This is a genomic window from Caulobacter sp. D5 (assembly GCF_003185805.1).
Taxonomy (GTDB): domain Bacteria; phylum Pseudomonadota; class Alphaproteobacteria; order Caulobacterales; family Caulobacteraceae; genus Caulobacter.
Map to the genome: position 1 here is coordinate 1 of NZ_QHJY01000152.1, position 18605 is coordinate 18605.

Genomic DNA, 18605 nt, shown 5'->3' on the forward strand with positions numbered 1-18605 from the left:
GAGGCGCTCGGGCGCGCGGCCGGCGGCCAGCGGCAGCAGGGTGACGACGCAGGCGTAGAAGGCCAGGGCCAGCAGCGGTCCGCCGCCCCGGCCCCAGGCCAGGGCCAGCTCGCGGCGGAAAAGAACGAGGAAACCCCTCATCCGCCGATCTCCACGCTTCGAGCGGCTATGGGTAGCGGGTCGTGGACGGCGGCCAGCAGCATGCCGCCGCCGGCCAGGTGCTCGGCCAGGATCTCGCCGAACAGGGCGCGGTGGCCGGCGTCCAGCGGGGCCATCGGCTCGTCGAGCAGCCACAGGGGGCGAGGGCTGGCCAGCAGGCGGGCCAGGGAGACGCGGCGGCGCTGACCGGCCGACAGCCGGCGGACCTCCAGGTCGAGCAGGCGCGACAGGTCCAGCCGCTCGACGGCGGCGCGGGCCGAGGCCTCGGTTCCGCCGGTCCAGCGGGCCTGGAACAGCAGTTCCTCCCAGGCGGTGCGGGTGGTCTTCAGGCCGTCGTGGTGGCCGGCCAGGTGCAGGCCTTCGGCGCGGGCGGTTTCTCCCTCTAAGGAGGCGCCGCCGGCGCCCTCGAACGCGATCGTTCCGGCCTGGGGGCGCAGCAGGCCGGCGACGGCGCGCAGCAGGCTGGTCTTGCCTGCGCCGTTACGGCCTAGAAGGGCCGCTGCCTGGCCGCTTTCGAGGTCCAGATCGAGCCCTGAAAACAGGGTCCGCTCGCCCCGCGCGAGGCTCAAACCCTTTATGCGAACGGCTCTCATCATCGCAAGTCCATGCGCCGTGCATGGACGTTGTGGGTAACCGGCGCTAAGAAGCGCTCGGCCGTCACCCTCCGCTTTGGATGGGGCGTACGCGGCGCGAGGATGGACGCTGTGGGTCCCCCTCGATCGCGCGATCCCGGGAGTGGTTTTCCGGCGGCCGTGAACAGAGAAGGGATCCTTCCAAATGGCGTCAGTGGACAGCCTCAAAACCCGCCGCGAACTCGTCGTCGGCGGTAAGACCTACGTCTATTACAGCCTTCGCGCCGCCGAGGAAGCCGGTCTGGCCGGCACGGGCTCGCTGCCCGTCTCGATGAAGGTGCTGCTGGAAAACCTGCTGCGCTACGAAGACGGCGTCTCGGTCAACGAAGCCGACCTGAAGGCCGTCGCCAACTGGTTGGAAAACAAGGGCTCGGTCGAGCACGAGATCAGCTTCCGCCCGGCCCGCGTGCTGATGCAGGACTTCACGGGCGTGCCCGCCGTCGTCGATCTGGCCGCGATGCGCGACGCCATGGTCGCCCTGGGCGCCGACCCGGCCAAGATCAACCCGCTGAACCCCGTCGACCTGGTCATCGACCACTCGGTGATGGTCGACAACTTCGGCGACGCCAAGGCCTACGACGCCAACGTGAAGCGCGAATACGAGCGCAACATCGAGCGTTACCGCTTCCTGCGCTGGGGCTCGTCGGCCTTCAACAACTTCCGCGTCGTGCCCCCGGGCACCGGCATCTGCCACCAGGTGAACCTGGAATACCTCGCGCAAACCGTCTGGACCGCCCTGGTCGACGGCGCCGAGGTGGCCTACCCCGACACCGTCGTCGGCACCGACAGCCACACCACCATGGTCAACGGCCTGTCGGTCCTGGGCTGGGGCGTCGGCGGCATCGAAGCTGAAGCCGCCATGCTCGGCCAGCCGATCCCGATGCTGATCCCGGAAGTCATCGGCTTCAAGCTGACCGGCGCCATGCCGGAAGGCGCGACGGCCACCGACCTGGTGCTCACCGTCACCCAGATGCTGCGCAAGAAGGGCGTGGTCGGCAAGTTCGTCGAATTCTACGGCGACGCCCTGGCCAACCTGACCCTGGAAGACCAGGCGACGATCGCCAACATGGCTCCGGAATACGGCGCCACCTGCGGCTTCTTCCCGATCTCGGCCGCGACCATCGCCTTCCTGAAGGGCACCGGCCGCGAAGCCGACCGCGTCGCCCTGGTGGAAGCCTACGCCAAGGAGCAAGGCCTGTGGTGGGAGCCCGGCGTCGCCGAGCCGACCTTCACCGACAGCCTGGAACTCGACCTGTCGAGCGTCCTGCCGTCGCTGGCCGGCCCCAAGCGCCCGCAGGACCGCGTGCTGCTGTCGGACGCTTCGAGCAAGTTCGCCGAGTCGCTGGCCGGTGAGTTCGGCAAGGCCGAAGCCCCCGAGTTCCGCGCTCCGGTGGAAGGCGAGGACTTCGACGTCGGCCACGGCGACGTGGTGATCGCCGCCATCACCTCGTGCACCAACACCTCCAACCCCTCGGTCCTGATCGCCGCCGGCCTGCTGGCCAAGAACGCGGTCGCCAAGGGCCTGAAGGCCAAGCCGTGGGTGAAGACCTCGCTGGCCCCCGGCTCGCAGGTGGTCACCGACTACCTGGCCAAGGCCGGCCTGACCAAGCACCTCGACGCCCTGGGCTTCAACCTGGTTGGCTACGGCTGCACGACCTGCATCGGCAACTCGGGCCCGTTGCCGGAAAACATCAGCAAGACGATCAACGACAACGACCTGGTCGCCTGCTCGGTGCTCTCGGGCAACCGTAACTTCGAAGGCCGCGTGAACCCGGACGTGCGCGCCAACTACCTGGCCTCGCCGCCGCTGGTGGTGGCCTACGCCCTGGCCGGCTCGCTGAAGATCGACCTGAACACCCAGCCGATCGGCAAGGACAAGAAGGGCAACGACGTCTTCCTGAAGGACATCTGGCCCTCGAACGAAGACATCGCCGCCCTGCAGCGCAAGTCGATCAACGAGAAGATGTTCGCCAGCCGCTACGGCGACGTCTTCAAGGGCGACAAGAACTGGCAAGGCATCAAGGTCACCGGCGGCCAGACCTACGCCTGGGAAGGCGAGTCGACCTACGTCCAGAACCCGCCCTACTTCCCGAACATGTCGATGACCCCGACCCCGGTCACCGACATCGTGGAAGCCCGCGTCCTGGCCGTGTTCGGCGACTCGATCACCACCGACCACATCAGCCCGGCCGGTTCGATCAAGACGTCCAGCCCGGCCGGCCAGTACCTGGTCAATCACGGCGTCGAGCCGATCGACTTCAACGGCTACGGCGCCCGCCGCGGCAACCACGAAGTCATGATGCGCGGCACCTTCGCCAACATCCGCATCCGCAACAAGATCACTCCGGAGATCGAAGGCGGCGTGACCAAGCACTTCCCCTCGGGCGAAGTGATGCCGATCTACGACGCGGCCATGAAGTACCAGGCCGAAGGCCGTCCGGCCGTCGTGTTCGCCGGCAAGGAATACGGCACCGGCTCGTCGCGTGACTGGGCCGCCAAGGGCACCAAGCTCCTGGGCGTCCGCGCGGTGATCACCGAAAGCTTCGAGCGCATCCACCGCTCGAACCTGGTCGGCATGGGCGTGCTGCCGCTGCAGTTCATCGCGGACGGCTGGCAGAAGCTGGAACTGACCGGCGAAGAGCTGGTCTCGATCCGCGGCCTGCAGGACCTGGCGCCGCGCAAGCAGCTGATCGTCGAGCTCTACCGCCCGACCGACGGCCGCATCGCGCGCTTCCCGGTGCGCTGCCGCATCGATACGCCGACCGAACTCGAGTACTTCAAGAACGGCGGCGTCCTGAACTACGTGCTGCGCAACCTGGCCAAGGCCGACTGAGCAGCCTCTTCAGGCATTGAATAACGAGACGGCCGGTCCCCCTGGGGCCGGCCGTTTTGCTTTGTCCATCGCCCTTGAGGCCGCCGACATCGTTGTCGTGTGGATTTACCGGCCCCGAAGCGGTCATTTCACGGCCTCGTGAGCGGCGACGCAGCGGTTTCTTGGCTTAAGTGCGCCGCACATGCGTACGGCCTTGATCTCTGTTGTCTCCCTCGCCCTGACGAGCCTCGTCGCCGCCCCGGCCGCGGCCAAGTCTCCCGTGCTGGTCGAGCTGTTCACCGCCCAGGGCTGTTCGTCGTGCGGCAAGGCCAACCAGGCCGCCGCCGAGCTCGCCGAGCGCGAGGACGTCCTGGCCCTGACCTATTCGGTCGACTACTGGGACTATCTCGGCTGGAAGGACACCTTCGCCAAGCCGGCCTTCGTCGAGCGCCAGCGCGTCTACGCCAAGGCCTTCGCCCTTAGGGACGTGCCCACGCCCCAGGTGGTGGTGGCCGGCAAGGTGCAGGCCTCCGGCGCCAAGGCCGAGACCGTCGACAAGCTGATCGAGACCACCCGCCTGCCGCCGGCGCCGGACATGGAGTTCGTCGGGACCGGCCGCGTGGCCATCGGCTCGGGCGTCGTGCCACGCGGCGGCGCCGAGGTCTGGCTGGTGCGCTTCGATCCGCGCAAGCAGGAGATCGCCGTCAAGCGCGGCGACAATCGCGGCCAGACCATCGTCCACCGCAACGTGGTGCGCGAACTGGTCAAGCTCGGGACCTGGTCTGGCCGTTCGCGGATGTACCGCCTGCCGCAGGGCCATGACGACGAGCTGCAGACGGCGATCATCGTCCAGGGCGTCAAGGGCGGCCGGGTGCTGGGCGTGCTGCCCCCGGGCGGCAAGAGCCGCTAGAGCCCTTCTCCCGCGCTTCCTTCCAGCCTTCCGCGCAAAAGAAACCCCGCCTCGCCTTAGGGGATGATCGGCGAAGCGGGGTCTTTAGGGGGAGGGGATAGAAATACGCGTCAGCCGAGCGGCGCGCCTCGTGGCCCGGAGGGCTGGAGGGGCTGTTCAGGATCCCGGACCGCTTGGCGTTCCGATCGACCGACCATGACAATCTGATCCTGGTCGGAGGCCGGGGAAGGGCGCGATCGGGGTCGTTTCGCGACGGGGTAAGGCGCCTCTGTGGCTATCTTTGCAGCTGTGGAAACAACTGGAGGCCACATATGCGAAAGCCCGCGCGGGAGGGGGGATCCGCACGGGCTCTGCAATAAAGAGAGGGGTTCTCTTGTAGGTCTGTCGGCCGACCGGCCCGCGATCGAGGGGGGCTGGGGGGGCTGTTCAGGATCCAGGACCGTGGGGTGTCCGATCAGCCGACACTGACTTTTTCGACCCCCAAGCAGGCGGGCGCAGGACCAAAACAAGGTCATTTCGTGGCCTGGTGCAGCTTGGCTTGTCGCTTCGTCGAACGATGTTGCGGATTTGCGACGCTCGCCTAGGGGGCTGATTTGGGGTTAGGATTCGCATTCATGGCCCTTGATGCTCCCTCCCCCGTCGGCGGCGTCGTGTTCTTCGAGCGGCGCGAGATAGACCAGCTGCTGCGGCTGTACGGCCGCATGGTCGCGGCCGGCGAATGGCGCGACTACGGCATGGGCGGGGCGGTCGACCACGCGGCCTTTTCGATCTTCCGTCACGCCGCCGAAGCGCCGCTCTACCGCGTCGAGAAGTGGCCCGACCTGGCCCGCAAGCAGGGCCAGTGGCTGGTGCGCGGCCAGGGCGGCGTGGTGCTCAAGCGCGGGCACGACCTGGCCCAGGTGCTGTGGCTGTTCGACAAGGGCAGGTTCAAGGTCGTGGATTGAGGCGGCGTCAGCGCCGCCGCAGTCCGAACTCCGACCGCGATCCCGGCGCTGCCTGGTAGGCGGCCGCGGGGCGCGCGGGAGCCACCGAGGCGATCGGGCTCGCCGGCGCGGCCGGATAGAGCGACCTCACCACCAGCAACGCGGCCAGGCCCGAGGTGAAGCCCGCTACGATCGCCATGGCGGGGTCCAGCACGATCAGTCCGATCCCCAGATGGGGAAGGGCGAACAGGACCAGGGTCGCGGCCGTCCAGGCGGTCTTGGACGCGCTCGTCTCGGCGTGCCGTGCGCGCCGGTGCAGGGGCAGGGCGGCCAGGCCGAGAACGACGGCCGGCGCGAAGAGGACGAGGCGCCCCTTCCACGCGGCCCCGGTGGCGTAGCGCCAGCCCTGGGCGACGACGCCCGCGACGTCGCCGGTATGGGCGATCGTGCTGACCATGACGAACAGCAGGAAACAGAGGCTGGCGGCGAGCGGGCCGACGAGGCCGTAGGCGAGCGGGCGGGGCATTGCGGCCTCAGGCGGCGAGTGAACTTTCTGCTACTTTTGAGAGAGTTCCGTGAAAAGCCGGTTAAGGCGGCGCTTGCGTCGGATAGCGCCCACGAAAAAGCCCCGGCGGAGCGATCCGCCGGGGCTTCGTTCGTCTGGTCCGGATCTTGGCCGGAGCGTCCGCTTAGCGGCGGTCGCCCAGGAAGTAGAGCAGGAAGCGGAACAGGTTGATGAAGTCCAGGTACAGGTTCAGCGCGCCGTAGTTGGTGGCCACCGACTTGGCGGCCGCGTCGCCGCCGACCTGGTAGTAGGTCATCTTCAGGTTCTGCGTGTCGTAGGCGATCAGGCCGGCGAAGATCAGCACGCCGATGGCGTTGATCGCGAAGACCAGCGGGCCCGACGGGAAGAAGATCGACACGATCGAAGCCAGGATCAGGCCCACCAGACCGATGATCAGGAAGCTGCCGAAGCCCGACAGGTCCTTCTTGGTGGTGTAGCCCACGAGGCTCAGCGCGCCGAAGGCGGTGGCCGTGATCAGGAAGGTCGAGGCCACGCTGCTGCCGGTGTACATCAGCACGACGGTGCCGAGCGAGGCGCCGATCAGCGACACGATGGTCCAGTAGATCACGCCGGCGGTGCGCGGGGTGATCGACTTCATCACGAAGCTGGAGAACAGCAGGATGCCGAGCGGCGCGAACGAGATCGCGATCCCCAGCATGGTGTAGCTGACGCGGTTGCCGTTGACCTGGAACAGCAGGTCGCGAACCGGCGGGAACGAGCTGGTCGTCCAGGCCAGGGCGGCCGACAGCAGCAGGCCCAGCGCAACCTTGTTGTAGACGCCGAGCATGAAGCTGCGCAGTCCGGCGTCAACCGACATGTCCGCGCGATCCGTCGGGATCGAGCGCGCATAATCGCGGTTGAAGTCGTTCATCGAAGGAAGCCCTTTATGTTTCCGTCCCAAGGGGGACACGTGTGAAATATCGTGTCGAAAGCGCCCGCGCGCAAGGCTCCAGCCTTGGGTTGAGGCGGCTAACGCCTAAATAGGCCAAAAAGCCAGGCTACAGGCCAAGCTACAGGATCGTTCAGGGGACTTCATGGATTACGTCGAACTCGGCCGTACGGGCATCCAGGTTTCGCGCTGCTGCCTGGGCACCATGACCTGGGGCTCGCAGAACACCGAGGCCGAGGCCCACGCCCAGATGGACTACGCTCTGGGGCGCGGCGTGACCTTCTGGGACACGGCCGAGATGTACGCCAGCCCGCCCAGCCCGGAAACGCAGGGCCATACCGAGCGCTACATCGGCTCGTGGCTGAAGAAGACCGGCAAGCGCAACGAGATCGTGCTGGCCTCCAAGGTCGCCGGCCGCGGCTCGGCCTTCGGCGGCCTTTCCTGGATGCGCGCCGACGGGGCGACCACCCGCCAGACCAAGGCCCAGATCGACGAGGCGGTGGAGGGCTCGCTGAGGCGCCTGCAGACCGACTATCTCGACCTCTACCAGCTGCACTGGCCCGATCGCGCCGTGCGGGTGTTCGGCGGCCAGACCTACAAGGACTACGACGACGACTACCAGCGCTTCGGCGACATCCTCGAGGCGCTGGACGCCCACGTGAAGAAGGGGACGATCCGCGCGCTGGGCGTCTCCAACGAGTTCCCGTGGGGCGTGATGAAGTTCCTGGCCGAGAGCGAGGCTAAGGGTCTTCCTCGCATCGCCTCGATCCAGAACGCCTATCACCTGGCCAACCGCGTCTTCGAATACGGCCTGGCCGAGATCGCCATGCGCGAGCAGGTGGGCCTCTTGGCCTATTCGCCGCTGGCCCAGGGCCAGCTGACCGGCAAGTACCTGGACGGCAAGCTGCCGGAGGGGTCACGCAAGGCGCTCTACAACCGCATGCACCGCTACGAGGGGCCGGGCGCGCTCGAGGCCTTCCGCGCCTATGTCGATCTGGCGGCCCAGCACGGCCTGGATCCGGCCCAACTGGCCCTGAAGTTCGTCGACGCCCGCCCGTTCGTCACCGCCACCATCATCGGCGCGACGAGCATGGCGCAGCTGAAGACCGACATCGACGCCTTCGACGTCACGTGGACCGAAGAGCTGGAGACGGCGGTCAACGCCATCCACGCGGTGCACCCGAACCCGTGCCCGTGATCCGAAAGGCGCACGGCGGCTTCCCCACCCGTAAAACCCCCGCGAAAGCGGGGGCCCAGGCTTTTTCTGAAACCCATGGCGCTCGACGATAAAACGCCTGGGTCCCCGCTTTCGCGGGGATTTTACGGCAGAGAGTTTCGGCCCCTTCCGGGGGAGGTTCCTAAACCACCCCTCGCGCCTTCAGCTCGGCCACCGTCTCCGCCGCCATCCCCGCCACCTCGGCCAGCACGCTTTCCGTGTGCTCGCCCAGCGTCGGGCCGGTCCAGCGGACGCCGCCGGGGGTGTCGGTGAGGCGGGGGAAGGCGTTCTGCATCTTCACCTGGCCGAACACTGGGTGGGGCGCCGAGACGATCGAGTCGCGGGCCTGGAACTGCGGGTCGGCCAGCATCTCGGGCGCGCGATAGATGCGGCCGCAGGCCAGGCCCGCCGCCTCCAGCTTCGGCAGCAGGTCGTCGATGTCCTGGTCCAGGGTCCAGGCGGCGATGCGGGCGTCGAGTTCGGCCTGGTTGATCCCGCGCGCGGCGTGATCGCGATAGCGGGGATCCTCGGCCAGGTCGGGGCGGCCCATCAGCTCGCACAGGCGCTTGAACAGGGTGTCCTGGTTGGCGCCGATCAGCACGAGTTCGCCGGACCGGGTCGGATAGACGTTGGACGGGGCGATGCCGGGCAGCACGGCGCCCGAACGCTCGCGGATGTAGCCGGTGAGGTCGTATTCGGTGACCAGGTTCTCCATCACCGTCAGCACGCTTTCATAGATCGCCACGTCGACCACCTGGCCCTTGCCGGTGCGCTGGCGGGCGTGCAGGGCCATCATCACCCCGAGGGCGGCGTTCAGGCCCGACAGGCTGTCGCCGATCGAGATGCCGGCCCGGGCCGGATTGCGGTCGGGCTCGCCGGTGATGTGGCGCAGTCCCCCCATCGCCTCACCGACCAGGGCGTAGCCGGCCCGCTTGGCGTAGGGCCCCGTCTGGCCGAAGCCGGAGACGCGGGCCATCACCAGGCCCGGATTGGTCGCCGCCAGGGCGTCGAAGCCCATGCCCCACTTCTCCAGCGTGCCGGGGCGGAAATTCTCGACCACCACGTCGGCCTTGGCGATCAGGGCGCGGGCGATGTCGCGGCCCTCGTCGGTGCGCAGGTCGACCGTGACCGACTTCTTGTTGCGGCCGATCACCGGCCACCAGGGCGACAGGCCCTGGGGCTTGGAGCGTCCCCACTGGCGCATCGGGTCGCCGGCCTTCGGGTCTTCCAGCTTGATCACCTCGGCGCCGAAGTCGCCCAGCACCTGGCCGCAGAACGGGCCGGCGATCAGCTGGCCCATCTCGATCACGCGGACGCCCGCCAACGGTCCCTGGGTCATTTTGTTCCTCTCCCCGATCACGGAACCATCACGCGGCCGTGAACCTTCTTCCTGCCACACGGCGACGCGCGACGCCGACCCTTCTTGCCCAGAAAAACGCGCAGGGAAAGAAAGCCATGACCCGCAAGCTCCTCATCGTTGGCGCCGCCTTCGCCGCCCTCAGCCTCGCCGCCTGCGGCCAGAAGGAAGAGACCAAGGGCGCCGCCACCCCGGCCGAGCAGGCCGCCACCCCGGACGCCAACCCCGCCGCCACCGTCCCGACCCCGTCGGACGAGGCCAAGGCGCCGGATTTCGCTGCCAAGGCCGCCTCCAGCGACCAGTTCGAGATCGAGGCCGCCAAGGTCGCGCTGAAGCGCTCGACCAATGTCGAGGTCAAGAAGTTCGCCCAGGACATGATCGACGCCCACACCGCCACCAGCGCGGGCCTGAAGGCCGCCATCGCCGCCTCGGGCGTCAGCATCACCCTGCCGACCGCCCTGCCGTCGGACCTGCAGGACAAGCTGGACGACCTCAACAAGGCCGACGCCAAGGACTTCGACAAGACCTATGCCGACGACCAGGTCGACGCCCACCAGGCGGCCCTGAACCTGCTGCAGCGCTACGCCCAGGACGGCGACGTCGCGGCCATCAAGACCTTCGCCGCCGAGACCGCGCCGAAGGTGCAGGAGCACCTGAACCACGCCGAGGGCCTGAAGAACGGCCTGAAGTAGGGTTCGAGCCCAGGTTCGAAACGAAGATCCCCCGGTCGAGAGGCCGGGGGATTTTTCGTGGGCGAAGCAACCCAACATTCGTCATCCCGGCCGGAGCGAAGCGCAGAGCCGGGACCCAGGGGCCGCCGCAGTGCGTCAGCTAGCGTGAGGGCGGCGAACTCAGACGCGGCGCCCAGCCCCCTGGGTCCCGGATAAGCGCTATGCGCTTTCCGGGATGACGAACCTTGGGGGACTTGGCGGATTGAGGGAGGATGACCCCCCTCAGTTCGCCGTCTTGATGACGTTGTCGTCGCCGTTGCGGTCGATCACCAGGTTGTAGGGATCCACGCCCGCGAAGCGCGGGGCGACCTTCGTGACGAAGGTCAGGGTCTGGGTGCCGGTGCGGATCGGGCGGCGTTCGAAGGCGACGACGTTCTTCTGGGCGAAGTCCTTCTTGCCCGGCTCGGCGGTGAACAGGCCGACGTCCAGCACCTCGTTCAGGGGCGCGTTGGTCTCCTTGCCGCGGCCGTCGGCGTACATCTTGCGGGCCTCGACCACGAGCTTGACGTCATAGCGGCCGTCGGCGCGCTTCTTCACCGAGGCGCTCTTGGTCTTCAGGTCATAGAGCGTGATCTTCTCGAACAGGTCGGTGACCAGGGCCTGCTTGTCGGCCGGGACCTCGGCGCGGAGGATGCGCAGGAAGTCGAGCGTGGTCGGATAGGGCGCGCCCTTGAAACCATACTCGGCGATCAGCCGGCGCAGGGCGCGGTTGACCGTCTCCTCGCCGACCTCGTGCTGCAGCCGGTACATGACCAGCGAGCCCTTGCGATAGTGGACGTACTGCTGGTTCTCGACCCGGGCCAGCGGCTGTTCCTCGAGCACGTCGCCGCCGCGCGCGCGCAGGTAGCCGTTGAGCTCGAACTTCAGGAACTTGCGGATCTGGGCCTCGCCGTACATCCGCTTCATGACCATCAGGGCCGAGTACTGGGCGAAGGTCTCCGACAGCATGGTCGAGCCCTGCTGGTCGGCCCCCAGCACCTGGTGAGCCCACCACTGGTGGCCGATCTCGTGGGCGCCGACATAGGTGACCATGTCGATCTTCTCGGGGTTGCGGTAGTCGGCGATGAAGAACATCGCCTCCGACCACGGGATGGTCCCGGCATAGGCCTGGGCGAAGCTCTGATAGGCCGGGAACTCCAGGAAGCGCAGCTGCTTGAACTGATAGGGACCGAACGCTGGCTGGTAGTAGTCGAGCGAGGCCTTCATCGCCGTGCGCATGCGCTCGATGTTCCAGGCGTGCTGCGGGTCGTAATAGACCGCCAGGTCGACGCCCTTGTAGGCCTCGCGCGAGACGGCGTAGCGGGCTGACTGGATCGACAGGAACGGCAGGATCGGGGCGTCGGCGACGAAGCGCGCCGTGCGGCGGTTGTCGCTTCCGGACGTCCAGGTCCGTTCCGAAACCAGGGTCCCCGGCGCGATCGGCGTCTGGCCGGCGTCGGTGGTGACGGTGATGTCGGAAGCCACGAAGTCGGCGTCGTGGCGCAGATAGTTGAACTGCCGGCTCGCCGCGTCGCCCAGCTTGGCCATCCGCAGCTCCGGCGGCAGGCCGTACTTGCGGCGCTTGGCGCGGTCCTGCAGCAGGCCCTCGCGCGACATTCCCAGGATCGGGGCGATCTCGAAATTGTTCAGGAAGGTCCCGTTGTCGACGACCCGGGTCTCGTTGCCGTTGTTCTTGAAGCCCTTCTGGCTGCGCTCGGTGATGAAGCTCATCCGGCGCGTCTCGCCGGGGGCCATCGGCGTGTCGAAGGCGAAGATCCGGTAGTTGAAGCGGTCGAAGGTCTGCTTGGGCCGCGCCCCCTCGATCGACAGGCCGCGCACCACGAGGTCGCGGTCGAAACGGACGTGGATCTCCTTGATCGGCTGGCCGGTCTTGTTCTGGAAGACATAGGCGCCGCGGGTCACGGCCTTGGGCTCGTGCGGCCACAGGTCGACGTCCAGCTTCATGCCGATGATCTTGGGCTGCGGCGTGTTTTCGTAGCGCAGCAGCGCCTTTTCGAAGTCGGCCGTCCACCGCTCGTCGTCGAGATTGGTGCGGTACTCGTTCCAGACGTTGGTGTTGACGAAGATGAAGCCGCCCAGGCCGACGAAAGCCGTCAGGAAGACGCCGAAGACGACGCCGTTGGCGCCGCGCAGGCGATAGGGAAGGCGGCGCAGGCGGGGAAGAAGCCGCCCCTCGGTTCCACGTCGCCACAGGGCGTAGGACACGATGGTCATCAGGGCGGCGAAGGCGATCCAGTAGGCGCGGAACCACCAGGCCCCGACCCAGAAGTCGCCCAGGCGGTTCATGTCCGAGAACGGCGTGCCCGGCGCGCCGCCGTAGCGATAGAGATTGTGCTGCAGGCCCAGGTTCACGAAGGTCAGGTCGGTGACGATGTAGACCACCATCAGGCCCCAGCCGATGAACTTGTGCGGGCTCAGCACCTGCAGGAACACCGCCAGCACCGCCAGCAGGATCAGGTCCACGGCCTGGGGCAGGACGTACCACAGCAGGTACTTGTCGAGTTCCAGGCGGAAATAGCCGTGGGCGACCTGGCTGACGACGGCCGCCAGCACGCTGACCAGCAGGGTGGAGAGCAGGACGAGGGCGATGGCCGCGATCTTCGGAGCGGTGAACGACCAGTCGCCGACGGGAGTGGAGTCGACGATCTCGTGGGTGCGCCGCTCGCGCTCGCGCCAGACCAGCTCGCCGGCGTAATAGATGGCGATGATCATCGGGATCAGGCCGAACGAGCCCATCAGGGGCGCCAGCAGAGCCCGGGTCACCGGATAGATGACGCCGCCATAGCCTGTCGCGTCGGTGGCGAACCACAGCGAGCCGGCGGCGTTGAACAGCCCCAGCGCCAGCAGCACGAAATAGGCCGGGCTCTTGAACACCTGGCCCATGTCGAGGCGGGTGCGGGCGGAAAACTGGACCCAGGCGGCGGCGCGATCATGGCGCGGGGCGGGCAGCGGACGCGGGGCGGGCGGCTGCTCGGCGTCGGCCTTGGCCTCCTTGCGCGACTGCTTTTTGCGGCCCGACAGCTCGGCCGACTGGAAGCGGAACAGGCCGTAGGCCAGGCCCAGAAGGCCAGCCGACAGGACGACGACGAACGCGCGGTTGAACAGCAGGGCGCCGGCCAGGGCCGGGATCTGGGTGTTGCGCTCGCTCGCTGTCCAGTAGCGGGTGAGAATGCCGAAAGCGCTGGTCCCCAGCGGGTCCCACATCGCCACGATGTGTTCGAACTCGGGCTTGTCGAGGGCGATGTTGCCGATGACCCACAGCACCATGAAGCCGATGACGCCGACATAGGTCCACATCATCGAGCGGGTGACGGTGGCCAGGGCGAAGAACATCGCCGAGGTCAGCAGGATGTTGGGGATGGCCAGGGCGAAGTAGGAGAAGAGATAGGCCTGCGGCAGGAACGGCCCGAGCATCTCCTTGTCGACCCAGGGCATCAGCGAGCCGAGGAAGACGGCCAGCGGCACGGCCAGGAACGAGGTCGCCGCCGCCAGGAAGGCGCCGGCGAAGCGGCCGTAGAGATAGTCGAACTTGCCGATCCGCGTGGCCCGCAGGATCGGGCCGTAGCCCGTCTCGTCGTCGCGGACGATGACGTTGGCCACGAAGGCCGTCGTCACGAACATGTAGAACAGCGAGAAGATCAGCGCCGACATCGACAGGGCGAACGGCCCGTTGCGGTGGTCGCTGGGGCCCAGGCCGATGCTGATCTGGGAGATGGTGGTGGCGCCGAAGGCCAGCAGGAAGAACAGCACGGCCACCACCCAGAACACCGGGGAGCGCAGCTGGTAGCGGTACTCGAAGCCCGCGATCTTGCCGAACATGGTCCTCGCCCCCTCAGGCCGCGCAGCGGGTCGTGGCGAGGGTCGAGAAATAGACGTCCTCGAGCCCGCCGGGCACGGGCGCGAAGCCCTGTCCCGGATCCTGGTCGGCGAGGACGTGGATGACGGTGCGGCCGCCCAGCAGCCGGGTCGAGATCACCTGGTGGGCCGCCTTGGCGTCTTCGAGTTCGGCCTTGTCGATCGTCTTCTTCCAGATCCGGCCGTCCAGCTGGCGGATCAGGTCGCCCGGGGCGCCCTCGCGCACGATGCGGCCGTCGCAGATGATGGCCATGGCCGGGCAGAGGTCGGAGACGTCCTCGACGATGTGGGTCGACAGGATGACCACCACGTTCTCGCCGATCTCGGCCAAGAGGTTGAGGAAGCGGTTGCGCTCTTCGGGGTCGAGGCCGGCGGTGGGCTCGTCGACGATGATCAGGCGGGGGTCGCCGATCAGGGCCTGGGCGATGCCGAAGCGCTGGCGCATGCCGCCCGAGAAGCCGGCGATGGCCTTGTTGCGGACGTTCCAGAGATTGACCTGGGCCAGCAGGCTCTCGACGGTGTCCTTGCGCTCCTTGCGGCCGGCGATCCCCTTCAGCACGGCCATGTGGTCGAGCATGTCGTAGGCGCTGACGCGGGGATAGACGCCGAAGTCCTGAGGCAGGTAGCCCAGCACGCGGCGCAGGGCCTCGGGGTCCTTCAGCACGTCGATGTCGCCGAAGCGGATGTGGCCCGAGGTCGGGGCCTGCAGGGTGGCGACGGTGCGCATCAGGGTCGACTTGCCGGCGCCGTTGGGGCCGAGCAGGCCGTACATGCCGCGCGGAATGGTCAGGCTGACCTCGTCGAGGGCCCGCACGCCGTTGCCGTACACATGCGTCAGATTTTCGATGATCAGCATCGTCGCTCGTCGCCCCCTAGTGTTAACGCCACAGTCCCCACTTCGTCATGACTCGACGGCGCAACCATGGGCAAGTGAAAGAACGTTTAGGCTGTCGGGTTCCCGACGAACGGCGTTCGTCGCGCCGTTTTCGGCCGGGGTTCCGGTCGGCGGCGTTTGGGTCTAAGCAGGCGGCCATGACGACCTTCGCCTTTCCCCCGCCCGTCCAAGCTTCGGTTCCGGTGGAAGGGACCGATGCGCTCTTCCCGGTCCGCCGCATCCTGTGCGTGGGCCGAAACTACGCCGCCCACCGCGCCGAGATGGGCGGTGACGAGCGCGATCCGCCGTTCTTCTTCGCCAAGCCGGCCGATGCGGTCGCGCCGCTGCTGGAAGAGGTGCCCTATCCGCCGCGCACCGCCGACCTGCACCACGAGATCGAACTGGTCGTCGCCCTGAAGTCGGGCGGCGCCGACATCGCCGTCGATGACGCCCTGGACCACGTTTTCGGCTACGCCGTGGGCGTGGATCTTACCCGCCGCGACCTGCAGGGCGCGGCCAAGGCCAAGGGCCAGCCGTGGGAAGCGGGCAAGGCCTTCGACTTCTCAGCCCCGATCTCGGCCATCCGCCCGGCGGCCGACGCCACGCTGGACGGCGCCATCTGGCTGACCGTCAACGGCGTGCAGCGCCAGACCGGCCTGATCGCCGACATGATCTGGAACATCCCCGAGATCATCGCCGAGGCCAGCAAGCTGTGGACCCTGGCGGCCGGCGATCTGATCTTCACCGGCACCCCCGAGGGCGTCGCCGCGGTGGTCAAGGGCGACAGGATCGTCGGCGAGGTCGACGGAGTCGGCGCCCTGGCCTTCACCCTGGTCTGACGGGAGGGCGGAAGCCGTGACCCTGACGCTGTTCGGCTACTGGCGGGCGGCCGCGCCCTATCGCGTGCGCATCGGCCTCAATCTCAAGGGCCTGGCCTATGACCAGAGCCCGGTGAACCTGCTGAAGGGCGAGCAGCGGCAGGGGCCGTATCTCGACCTCAACCCGCAGGGCCTCACCCCCGCCCTGGCGCTGGGTGACGGCGTGGTGCTGACCCAGAGCCTGGCCATCCTGGAATGGCTGGACGAGACGCACCCTGAGCCGCCGCTGCTGCCGGCCGATCCATTGGGCCGGGCGCGGGTGCGGGCCATGGCCCAGACCATAGCCTGCGACATCCATCCGCTGAACAACGTGCGGGTCACCGGCGAACTGGCCGCGCGCGGCCAGGACGAGGCCGCCCGCACCGCCTGGATGGCCCGCTGGCTGAACGAGGGCTTCACCGCCCTGGAGGCCGCCGTCGCCGCCCATGGCGGAACCTATGCCTATGGCGACGCGCCGACCCTGGCCGATATCTGCCTCGTGCCGCAGGTCTACGGTGCACGCCGGTTCAAGATCGACCTTTCACCTTTCCCGCGGATCGTCGCGGCCGCCGACCGCGCCGCCGACCATCCCGCCTTCGCCGCTTCTCACCCCAGCCTCCAGCCGGACGCCGCCGATGCTTGAAGATCTGAAAACCAACAACGCCAACTGGTCGAAGGGCAAGACCCAGGTCGATCCCGAGTTCTTCAAGCGCCTGGAGAACCAGCAGAGCCCCGAGTACCTGTGGATCGGCTGCAGCGACAGCCGCGTGCCGGCCAACGAGATCGTCGGCCTGGATCCGGGCGAACTGTTCGTCCACCGCAACGTCGCCAACCTCGCCCCGCCGCAGGACGCCAACTACCTGTCCGTGCTGCAGTTCGCGGTCGACGTGCTGAAGGTCAAGCACGTGATGGTCGTCGGCCACTACGGCTGCGGCGGCGTGGCGGCGGCCATCGACGGCAAGCGCCGGGGCCTGGTCGATCACTGGCTGCACCCGATCCGCGAGGTCCACGCCGAGCACAAGCACGAGCTGGAAGCCATCCCCGAGGAGCGCGACCGCCTCAACCGCCTGTGCGAACTGAACGTCATCCGCCAGGTGCGCAACGTCGCTTCGGACGTCTTCGTGCAGGACGCCTGGGCGCGCGGCCAGAGCCTGGCCGTGCACGGCTGGGTCTATTCGCTGTCGAACGGCCTGGTCACCGACCTGAACGTCGGCATCGCCAGCCTCGAGGACTATGAGCGCGTTCTGGCGGGCGCCGCCGAATAGGTTTGCGATCAGCCTTCCGCCGCTCCTGATAGGTGCGGCGGAAGGCTGATCCCGTCTATCGGTGCAGCGAAACGATGCCGACCGATTCCAGGTTGGCGAACTCGCACGTGCCGGTGCCGACCACGTCGACGGGCAGGTTCGAGGCCATTGCGGTCAGCAGCGTCGCCGCCAGGGTCTGGCCTGCCAGGGTGGTGACGTTCACCGAAAAGCTGATCGAGGCGTTGCTGCAGGCCGGCAGCCCGGTGCGGACGGTGTCGAGATTGATCTGCAGCACGCCGGCGTTGTTGGGCACGAGCGAACTGATCCGGGCATTGTAGACGACGCTGGCGCTGGCCGTCGGGGCCATGGCGAACGAAGCAAGGCCCAGGCCCAGAGCGGCCGCGGCGAAAAACGTCTTCATCTTGGTCCCCCAAAAACAACTGTTGGATGAGTGGCATCGGGCGTCCTGAAACACAAGGCGCCGCCGCGCCCGATCGTCGCAGTTGGCGAAAACCGCGTTCGTTCTTACCTGTTCGTCACCTTGTTGCGGCACGGTGAGCGCATGGACGCCTTCCTCCAGACCCTGCACGAGATGGTCGTCGAGCACCGCCTGCTGGTGTGCGCGATCCTGGCGCTCGTCACCCTGCTCGAAGCCCTGATGCTGGTCGGGGTGCTGATCCCGATCATGGCGGTGATGCTGACGGCCGGGGCGCTGATCGCCACCGGCTCGCTGCATCCCGTGGAAGTCATCATCTGGTGCAGCGTCGGCGCGGCCGCCGGCGACGCCATCTCCTACCTGATCGGCCAGAAGATCGGCGCCAGGGCCGTGCGCCATCCGGCCGTGGCCAGGCACCGCCGCACCGTGGCCCGCGCCCGCCTCTACACCCGCCGCTACGGCGTGCTGGCCCTGCTGGTCGCCCGTTATCTCGGCCCGCTGCGGCCGTTCGTGCCGATGGCCGCGGGCATGACCCGCATGCGTGACTGGACCTTCCACGCCGCCAACACCGTCACCGCGCCGCTGTGGGTGGTGTCGGTCCTGGCCCCCGGTTACCTGGCCGCCCGCAATCTCGGCTACTGGAAGCCCGATCCTCAGCTGCTGGCGGCCCTGGCGGTCGGCGGCCTGCTTCTGGTCGCCACCGTCGCCATCGTCCGCGCCGCGCCGTTCAAGGCCCAGCCGGCGAAAGCCTAGCCCGGCGCCTTGATGCGCACCCGGGCGCTGGCCGCCCGGCCCTGGGCGTCGACCACCCGCAGCCGATAGAAGCCCGCCGCCGGGGGACGCCACACCGGCTTGCCGCTGACCGCGTCCTGCGAAAGCGGCGCGCCGTTCACGTACCACGACAGGTTCTCGCCGCCGGCCGCCAGGACGAGGCCGCGGGAGCCCTGGCCCAGCCCCTCGACCTGCACCGTCGCCCCGTCCGGCGGGAAGATCAGGCGCGGACCCTCGTCGGCGACGGTCTGGAGACGCTGCAAGGCCCCTGGCGCCGACTTCGGCGCGATCGGACGCGGGGCGGTGGGCGGCGCCCCGACCAGGTCGGCGACGTCGAACAGCAGGGGCAGGGCCGCGTCACGGCCCGTCATCCC

The 18605-nt window shown here is 68.0% G+C and carries 16 protein-coding genes and 2 pseudogenes; 9 read left to right on the top strand and 9 right to left on the bottom strand.

All coding sequences use genetic code 11. The features are described from left to right. Positions 1 to 141 (bottom strand): annotated as a pseudogene (locus tag DMC18_RS11165) (heme exporter protein CcmB); the annotation flags it as partial. Continuing rightward, a complete protein-coding gene (ccmA, locus tag DMC18_RS11170) occupies positions 138 to 755 on the bottom strand; it encodes a heme ABC exporter ATP-binding protein CcmA (RefSeq protein WP_110132940.1) in 618 nt (205 codons plus the stop codon). The gene ccmA and the pseudogene DMC18_RS11165, both read right to left, overlap by 4 nt. Positions 756 to 936: 181 nt before the next feature. Between ccmA and acnA the strand changes: the two genes are divergently transcribed. The 3 genes from acnA (at position 937) to DMC18_RS11185 (ending at position 5457) form a co-directional block, all read left to right on the top strand. Continuing rightward, positions 937 to 3624, top strand: a complete 2688-nt coding sequence (gene acnA, locus DMC18_RS11175; RefSeq protein WP_110119997.1) for an aconitate hydratase AcnA — start codon at positions 937 to 939, stop codon at positions 3622 to 3624. 181 nt (positions 3625 to 3805) lie between these two features. After that, positions 3806 to 4513 (top strand): thioredoxin family protein, encoded by a 708-nt coding sequence (locus tag DMC18_RS11180; protein ID WP_110119998.1) that lies wholly within the window; start codon positions 3806 to 3808, stop codon positions 4511 to 4513. Between the two features lie 614 nt (positions 4514 to 5127). Then, positions 5128 to 5457: a DUF2794 domain-containing protein gene (locus DMC18_RS11185; protein ID WP_110119999.1), complete on the top strand. Its 330-nt coding sequence runs from the start codon at positions 5128 to 5130 to the stop codon at positions 5455 to 5457. A gap of 7 nt (positions 5458 to 5464) precedes the next feature. Here the strand turns inward: DMC18_RS11185 and DMC18_RS11190 are convergent, their stop codons facing one another. Both DMC18_RS11190 and DMC18_RS11195 read right to left on the bottom strand, forming a co-directional pair. Then, complete coding sequence (locus DMC18_RS11190; protein ID WP_110120000.1) at positions 5465 to 5962, bottom strand: hypothetical protein; 498 nt, start codon at positions 5960 to 5962, stop codon at positions 5465 to 5467. 163 nt (positions 5963 to 6125) lie between these two features. Next, positions 6126 to 6872 carry a Bax inhibitor-1/YccA family protein gene (locus DMC18_RS11195; RefSeq protein WP_110120001.1) on the bottom strand — a complete coding sequence of 249 codons (747 nt, stop codon included), beginning with the start codon at positions 6870 to 6872 and terminating at the stop codon, positions 6126 to 6128. A gap of 163 nt (positions 6873 to 7035) precedes the next feature. Here DMC18_RS11195 and DMC18_RS11200 point away from each other — a divergent pair, with 163 nt between their 5' ends. Next, positions 7036 to 8088, top strand: coding sequence for an aldo/keto reductase (locus DMC18_RS11200; RefSeq protein ID WP_110120002.1), 1053 nt, complete (start codon positions 7036 to 7038; stop codon positions 8086 to 8088). A gap of 160 nt (positions 8089 to 8248) precedes the next feature. Here the strand turns inward: DMC18_RS11200 and DMC18_RS11205 are convergent, their stop codons facing one another. Next, positions 8249 to 9445, bottom strand: coding sequence for a CaiB/BaiF CoA-transferase family protein (locus DMC18_RS11205; protein WP_110120003.1), 1197 nt, complete (start codon positions 9443 to 9445; stop codon positions 8249 to 8251). A gap of 116 nt (positions 9446 to 9561) precedes the next feature. On the opposite strand from DMC18_RS11205, the gene DMC18_RS11210 reads away from it, so the two are divergent. Continuing rightward, entirely contained in the window at positions 9562 to 10155 is a 594-nt protein-coding gene (locus DMC18_RS11210; RefSeq protein ID WP_110120004.1) for a DUF4142 domain-containing protein, read from the top strand. Between the two features lie 261 nt (positions 10156 to 10416). Here the strand turns inward: DMC18_RS11210 and DMC18_RS11220 are convergent, their stop codons facing one another. Continuing rightward, the gene (locus tag DMC18_RS11220) at positions 10417 to 14013 is read right to left on the bottom strand and encodes a M1 family aminopeptidase (protein ID WP_110120005.1); all 3597 of its coding nucleotides are present in this window, start codon (positions 14011 to 14013) and stop codon (positions 10417 to 10419) included. A gap of 13 nt (positions 14014 to 14026) precedes the next feature. Beyond that, the gene (locus DMC18_RS11225; protein ID WP_110120006.1) at positions 14027 to 14905 is read right to left on the bottom strand and encodes an ABC transporter ATP-binding protein; all 879 of its coding nucleotides are present in this window, start codon (positions 14903 to 14905) and stop codon (positions 14027 to 14029) included. Between the two features lie 176 nt (positions 14906 to 15081). Here DMC18_RS11225 and DMC18_RS11230 point away from each other — a divergent pair, with 176 nt between their 5' ends. The 3 genes from DMC18_RS11230 to DMC18_RS11240 are packed head-to-tail and all read left to right on the top strand — an operon-like array spanning position 15082 to position 17045. Beyond that, positions 15082 to 15762, top strand: a complete 681-nt coding sequence (locus DMC18_RS11230; RefSeq protein ID WP_110120007.1) for a fumarylacetoacetate hydrolase family protein — start codon at positions 15082 to 15084, stop codon at positions 15760 to 15762. 16 nt (positions 15763 to 15778) lie between these two features. Continuing rightward, positions 15779 to 16423, top strand: coding sequence for a maleylacetoacetate isomerase (gene maiA / locus DMC18_RS11235; protein ID WP_199228461.1), 645 nt, complete (start codon positions 15779 to 15781; stop codon positions 16421 to 16423). Next, positions 16416 to 17045, top strand: coding sequence for a carbonic anhydrase (locus tag DMC18_RS11240; RefSeq protein ID WP_110120008.1), 630 nt, complete (start codon positions 16416 to 16418; stop codon positions 17043 to 17045). Before maiA ends, DMC18_RS11240 begins: the two co-directional genes overlap by 8 nt. 55 nt (positions 17046 to 17100) lie before the next feature. Here DMC18_RS11240 and DMC18_RS11245 read toward each other — a convergent pair whose 3' ends face one another. Beyond that, a complete protein-coding gene (locus DMC18_RS11245) occupies positions 17101 to 17445 on the bottom strand; it encodes a hypothetical protein (protein ID WP_110120009.1) in 345 nt (114 codons plus the stop codon). Positions 17446 to 17586: 141 nt separating this feature from the next. Between DMC18_RS11245 and DMC18_RS11250 the strand changes: the two genes are divergently transcribed. Next, positions 17587 to 18213, top strand: a complete 627-nt coding sequence (locus DMC18_RS11250) for a DedA family protein (RefSeq protein ID WP_110120010.1) — start codon at positions 17587 to 17589, stop codon at positions 18211 to 18213. Here DMC18_RS11250 and DMC18_RS11255 read toward each other — a convergent pair. Then, positions 18210 to 18605: pseudogene (locus tag DMC18_RS11255) on the bottom strand (penicillin-binding protein 1C); the annotation flags it as partial. The gene DMC18_RS11250 and the pseudogene DMC18_RS11255 overlap by 4 nt on opposite strands.

What these genes read in the sequence shown, in the direction of transcription:
- ccmA (WP_110132940.1), bottom strand. Translation starts at nt 755, where the DNA reads ATGATGAGAGCCGTTCGCATAAAGGGTTTGAGCCTCGCGCGGGGCGAG.
- acnA (WP_110119997.1), top strand. Translation starts at nt 937, where the DNA reads ATGGCGTCAGTGGACAGCCTCAAAACCCGCCGCGAACTCGTCGTCGGC.
- DMC18_RS11180 (WP_110119998.1), top strand. Translation starts at nt 3,806, where the DNA reads ATGCGTACGGCCTTGATCTCTGTTGTCTCCCTCGCCCTGACGAGCCTC.
- DMC18_RS11185 (WP_110119999.1), top strand. Translation starts at nt 5,128, where the DNA reads ATGGCCCTTGATGCTCCCTCCCCCGTCGGCGGCGTCGTGTTCTTCGAG.
- DMC18_RS11190 (WP_110120000.1), bottom strand. Translation starts at nt 5,962, where the DNA reads ATGCCCCGCCCGCTCGCCTACGGCCTCGTCGGCCCGCTCGCCGCCAGC.
- DMC18_RS11195 (WP_110120001.1), bottom strand. Translation starts at nt 6,872, where the DNA reads ATGAACGACTTCAACCGCGATTATGCGCGCTCGATCCCGACGGATCGC.
- DMC18_RS11200 (WP_110120002.1), top strand. Translation starts at nt 7,036, where the DNA reads ATGGATTACGTCGAACTCGGCCGTACGGGCATCCAGGTTTCGCGCTGC.
- DMC18_RS11205 (WP_110120003.1), bottom strand. Translation starts at nt 9,445, where the DNA reads ATGACCCAGGGACCGTTGGCGGGCGTCCGCGTGATCGAGATGGGCCAG.
- DMC18_RS11210 (WP_110120004.1), top strand. Translation starts at nt 9,562, where the DNA reads ATGACCCGCAAGCTCCTCATCGTTGGCGCCGCCTTCGCCGCCCTCAGC.
- DMC18_RS11220 (WP_110120005.1), bottom strand. Translation starts at nt 14,013, where the DNA reads ATGTTCGGCAAGATCGCGGGCTTCGAGTACCGCTACCAGCTGCGCTCC.
- DMC18_RS11225 (WP_110120006.1), bottom strand. Translation starts at nt 14,905, where the DNA reads ATGCTGATCATCGAAAATCTGACGCATGTGTACGGCAACGGCGTGCGG.
- DMC18_RS11230 (WP_110120007.1), top strand. Translation starts at nt 15,082, where the DNA reads ATGACGACCTTCGCCTTTCCCCCGCCCGTCCAAGCTTCGGTTCCGGTG.
- DMC18_RS11240 (WP_110120008.1), top strand. Translation starts at nt 16,416, where the DNA reads ATGCTTGAAGATCTGAAAACCAACAACGCCAACTGGTCGAAGGGCAAG.
- DMC18_RS11245 (WP_110120009.1), bottom strand. Translation starts at nt 17,445, where the DNA reads ATGAAGACGTTTTTCGCCGCGGCCGCTCTGGGCCTGGGCCTTGCTTCG.
- DMC18_RS11250 (WP_110120010.1), top strand. Translation starts at nt 17,587, where the DNA reads ATGGACGCCTTCCTCCAGACCCTGCACGAGATGGTCGTCGAGCACCGC.